Source organism: Vibrio sp. V19_P1S1T109 (assembly GCF_002241375.1).
Classification (GTDB): domain Bacteria; phylum Pseudomonadota; class Gammaproteobacteria; order Enterobacterales; family Vibrionaceae; genus Vibrio; species Vibrio anguillarum.
In genome coordinates this window covers 1-4,882 of the sequence record NZ_NDIM01000143.1, presented here as the reverse complement: position 1 = coordinate 4,882, position 4,882 = coordinate 1, and the positions used below count along the sequence as shown (strand labels likewise).

At 45.4% G+C, this 4,882-nt stretch carries 4 protein-coding genes; 3 read left to right on the top strand and 1 reads right to left on the bottom strand.

Features of this window, described 5'->3' with window-relative positions:
• A partial coding sequence (locus tag B9J87_RS06655) for a transketolase-like TK C-terminal-containing protein (protein ID WP_303396259.1) occupies nt 1-359 on the top strand: 359 nt, incomplete at its 5' end.
• A 63-nt stretch (nt 360-422) separates the two neighbouring features.
• On the opposite strand, the gene B9J87_RS06650 is transcribed toward B9J87_RS06655, so the two are convergent.
• Nucleotides 423-1,325 carry a LysR family transcriptional regulator gene (locus B9J87_RS06650; protein WP_094125364.1) on the bottom strand — a complete coding sequence of 301 codons (903 nt, stop codon included), beginning with the start codon at nt 1,323-1,325 and terminating at the stop codon, nt 423-425.
• A gap of 143 nt (nt 1,326-1,468) precedes the next feature.
• On the opposite strand from B9J87_RS06650, the gene B9J87_RS06645 reads away from it, so the two are divergent.
• The gene (locus tag B9J87_RS06645) at nt 1,469-3,424 is read left to right on the top strand and encodes a ligand-gated channel protein (protein WP_094149861.1); all 1,956 of its coding nucleotides are present in this window, start codon (nt 1,469-1,471) and stop codon (nt 3,422-3,424) included.
• A 199-nt stretch (nt 3,425-3,623) separates the two neighbouring features.
• Nucleotides 3,624-4,649 carry an erythrose-4-phosphate dehydrogenase gene (gene epd, locus B9J87_RS06640; RefSeq protein WP_026027970.1) on the top strand — a complete coding sequence of 342 codons (1,026 nt, stop codon included), beginning with the start codon at nt 3,624-3,626 and terminating at the stop codon, nt 4,647-4,649.
• Nucleotides 4,650-4,882: the final 233 nt, after the last annotated feature.

The window sequence follows — 4,882 nt, the reverse complement described above, 5'->3', positions numbered from 1 at the left end:
GCGCTGGTCAGCCTGAGCTTATCCTGATTGCCACTGGCTCTGAAGTTGAACTGGCGGTGAAAGCCGCAGAGCAACTTACAGCCGAAGGTAAGAAAGTGCGCGTAGTTTCGATGCCATCGACCGATGCGTTTGATAAACAAGACGCAGCCTACCGCGAAGCCGTACTACCAGCCGCCGTGACTAAGCGTATCGCTATTGAAGCAGGTATCGCGGATTTCTGGTACAAGTACGTTGGTTTTGGCGGCAAGATCATCGGTATGACTACCTTTGGTGAGTCAGCACCGGCGGATCAACTGTTTAAAATGTTCGGCTTTACAACTGAAAACGTGGTGAAACAAGCACAAGAGCTGCTTGCTTAAGTCGCTTAATTTTTAATGCAAAAGCCCAGCGAGTCATTCGCTGGGCTTTTTTGATCTTGATGTTTATGATGCTTTCCATTCTTCAGGACAGGCTTGACGTAGCGCGTCGATAAACAGACGCAGTTTGAGCGGATGTCTGCCTGCTGGATAATGACAACTAATTTCAGTGGGTGGCGACAACCATTCTGGCAAACATGCTTGCACACTGTTTGGGTGCGCTTGTTCAAAGCCTTTGGCAAACCATGTCGGCAGTAAGCCGATGCCTCTTCCTTTGGCTATCGCATCCGCTTGCATAGCTAAATTATCACTCTGCAAGCGGCTTGTGAGCGCAGGTAAAAGATAGCTGCCGTGAATAGGATGGATGAGAGCCAAGGCTTCTTGGCGAAAAGCGATAAAATCAATCCAAGGATGTTTGACTAGATCCTGTGGATGCTCTGGCATGTCGTTATTGGCAAGATAGTGTGGCGACGCATAAGGTGAATATTGCCAATGGCCGAGCAATTCACGTCTCCAGCCTTGTTGAGCAAACGGGCCAATCCAAATCAGTAAATCAGGCTCAAGATGCGACTCTTCTGCCACATATTGGCTGTAGAGTCGAATGTTGATTTCGGTGTGGGTTTGCATGAACTCATCCAATACGTTGCTCAACCAGCCACGAATTAAGTTCGGATGAACCACCAAGGTCATTTCACCGCTGATTTGGTTATTAAACTCTTGCAGTGCTTCATGGCTTTTTTCTGCTAATTCAAGCAGTTGTTCTGTATAGACTGCAAAAACTTGCCCAGCTTTAGTCAAAGTTAGACGGTTGCCTTGCCGAGCAATTAAGGCTTGTCCGAGATCGTTTTCCAAAGACGCCAAACGTCGACTGAGGGTGGACTTAGGCTGTTCCAGCGCTTTCGCCGCCGCAGTCAGGCTTTTGTATTGACAGAGAGCATGGAAAGCTTTGATCGCACTGAAATCATGCATAAGTAAAATGGCCTTTTAATCTAATCATCACTGTGTTCCATATTCGGTATCGACCATTCCATCTGTCTATCTATCTCAATCATCAAAATTATGAATAATCCACCTCTGAAATTAATAATCATTATCATTTAAAGGAGTGGTACATGTCCAGACTCAATCCGCTGAATGTTGCAATTACTGCGGCGCTCGGGTTATTCACCTCATCACACGTTTTCGCTGAAGAAATTCAATCTTATGAGAAATTAGTGGTGACGGCGGCTGGTTTTGAACAAACACAAGCGCAGGCTCCAGCGAGTATCAGTGTGATTACACGAGAAGAGTTGCAATCACGTTATTATCGTGATGTAACCGATGCACTGCGCAGTGTGCCGGGCGTGTTGGTGACTGGAGGTGGTGATAAAACAGACATTAGCTTGCGCGGTATGAGTTCAAACTACACCTTGATGTTAGTCGATGGTAAGCGTCAATCTTCGCGTCAAACTCGACCAAATAGTGATGGTCCAGGTATTGAGCAGGGATGGATGCCACCACTGCAAGCCATTGAACGAATTGAAGTGATTCGTGGCCCAATGTCGACTTTGTATGGCTCAGATGCCATTGGTGGTGTGATCAACATCATCACACGAAAAGATAATCAAGAGTGGTCAGGCAGTGTTCAGTTGGATACGGTTTTCCAAGAAAATCGCGATTCTGGCGATCAGAACGGCGTCAACTTCTTCCTGACAGGGCCACTGGCCGACAATCTTTCTCTGCAAGTTTATGGACAGAGTACCGAACGCGATGAAGATAAGATTGAACGTGGCTACCAAGACAAAAGCTTAAAAAGTTTAACTTCAAAGTTGAACTACCAACTTAATGAGCAGCATGATCTGACTTTTGAAGTGGGTACTTCCGCACAAGATCGCCGAGGCAATGTGGGGTTATCCGTGCCAACGACAGGTTGTAAAGGTGGGTGCGAAGACAGCTTAAACGAATACCGTAGAACCTATATTTCCCTTTCTCACCAAGGGGATTGGGGTGACTATGGTGTGTCGGATACTTATGTCCAACGTGAAGTAAGTAATAATAAAAGCCGTGAGATGGAGATCATCAATACGGTGGCTAAATCAAGCTTAGTGGTGCCATTGACTAACAATACGGCAACCGTAGGCATTGAGGCTTCACATTCAAAGTTAGAAGATTTCACCTCAAATAAAGCCTCTGATTTAACTCAGATTGAAAGCACTCAATGGGCGGCGTTTGTTGAAGACGAGTGGCGCATGACCGAGTCGTTTAACCTAACCTTAGGTGGCCGTGTTGACCACGATGAAAATTATGGTTCTCATTTTAGCCCAAGAGCGTATGGCGTGTGGACCATCAATCCAGCGTGGATTCTGAAAGGTGGCGTGGCAACGGGTTTCCGTTCACCGCAGCTCAGAGAAGTCACGCCAAATTGGGCGCAGGTGAGTCAAGGCGGTAATATTTACGGTAATCCAGATTTAAAACCCGAAACTTCAATCAACAAAGAGTTGGGGTTGATGTACCAAAATGGAGCGGGTCTTAACGCGAGTTTGACTTTCTTCCATAATGATTTCAAAGACAAAATTACCCGTGTTGTGTGCCCAAGCAACGTCTGTACTGCAGGCCCGAACGAGTGGGGCTCTGATCCCACTTATCGAGTGAACGTTGATGAAGCGTACACGCGTGGGGTCGAAAGTACGCTCGGTTTACCTATCACAGAAACGGTTTATTTCAACGCGAGCTATACCTTTACTGACTCAGAGCAAAAAACCGGAAAATATCAAGGTATGCCACTTGAGCAACAACCTGAGCATCGCTTCAGCGCTGATATTGATTGGCAAGCGACTGACAACTTGAGCAGTTGGTTGAAGCTGACTTATCGTGGAAAAGAGAGCAACCCAGTCACTGGCCCTTCTCGTAGCAGCTTGATTGAGCCAGCTTATCAGTTCATCGATACTGGCATCACTTACGCGCTTTCTTCTCAAGTAAGCTTGAAAGGTGCGATTTACAATCTACTCGATGAAGAAATTTCATACCAAGAATATGGCTATGTAGAAGATGGACGTCGTTATTGGTTAGGTATTGACGTTAATTTTTAAACCATCAATACCGCAAATGAAATGGCTCCCGTTTGGTGAGCCATTTTTTATGGACATCTTTCTTGTCGTAGCCGCTGTTGCTTGTACCTTGAGTCCGTTTAGAAACAGAATCTTTTGCGACAACTGATGGCTTGGGGTGTTGCTCTTGGTCGCTATCGGTTACTATCTGTACCACGAAAAAAGTTAAGACGATGGAATGATGCTTAAAGTCGCGATCAATGGTTTTGGGCGTATCGGGCGTAACGTGCTGCGTGCGATATATGAAAGTGGAAAAAGTCAGCAGATAAAGGTGGTGGCGGTGAACGAGCTGGCGCTACCTGATGCCATGGCGCACCTACTACAATACGACACCACTCATGGTCGATTTGGTAAAAAAATCACCAATGATCAAGAGCATATCTATGTTCATCATGGGCTGGATGAGTATGACTCGATTCGAATTTTGCACCTTAGTGAAATCAAACTTCTGCCATGGCGCGATTTAGGCGTTGATATTGTGCTCGACTGCACGGGTGTGTACGGCTCAAAAGCCGATGGTTTGGAGCACATTGAGGCAGGTGCAAAGAAGGTACTCTTTTCACATCCCGGCTCACATGATCTCGATAATACAATCATTTATGGGGTCAACCATGAGACGCTAACCGCAGAACACCGCATTGTGTCAAACGGATCCTGTACCACCAACTGCATTGTACCGATTATTAAAGTGCTTGATGAAGCGTTTGGTATCGATTCAGGAACCATTACCACCATTCACTCGTCAATGAATGATCAACAAGTGATCGATGCCTACCACACCGATTTGCGTCGAACACGTTCTGCAAGCCAATCCATCATTCCAGTGGACACCAAGTTGCACAAAGGAATTGAAAGGATCTTTCCGAAATTTTCTAACAAATTTGAAGCGATATCAGTGCGCGTACCGACAGTTAATGTCACCGCGATGGATTTGAGTGTCACAATTAATACAAATGTGAAAGTTAATGACGTAAATCAAACCATTGTTAACGCATCTCAGTGTACATTACGTGGCATTGTTGACTATACTGAAGCTCCGCTTGTTTCCATCGATTTTAACCACGATCCCCATAGTGCGATTGTTGATGGTTCACAAACAAGAGTGAGTAACGGGCAGCTTGTTAAAATGCTCGTTTGGTGTGATAACGAATGGGGCTTTGCGAATCGCATGCTGGATACGGCACTCGCAATGCAAGCATCCGAGTAGTAGCAGGATGATGGAGATTTATTTATTTTCAGGCTTGAAATAAATAACTCAAATCTCCATATCGATAACCAGTTTGAAGAATTTATAGGCTCGGCAAGGTTGTCGGGGTTTCAAAAACTTTTTTTTTTTATATTTGAGAGGACAAACCATGTCTGTAATCAAGATGAACGACCTGGACCTAGCAGGGAAACGCGTATTTATCCCTGCTGACCTAAACGTACCAGTGAAAAATG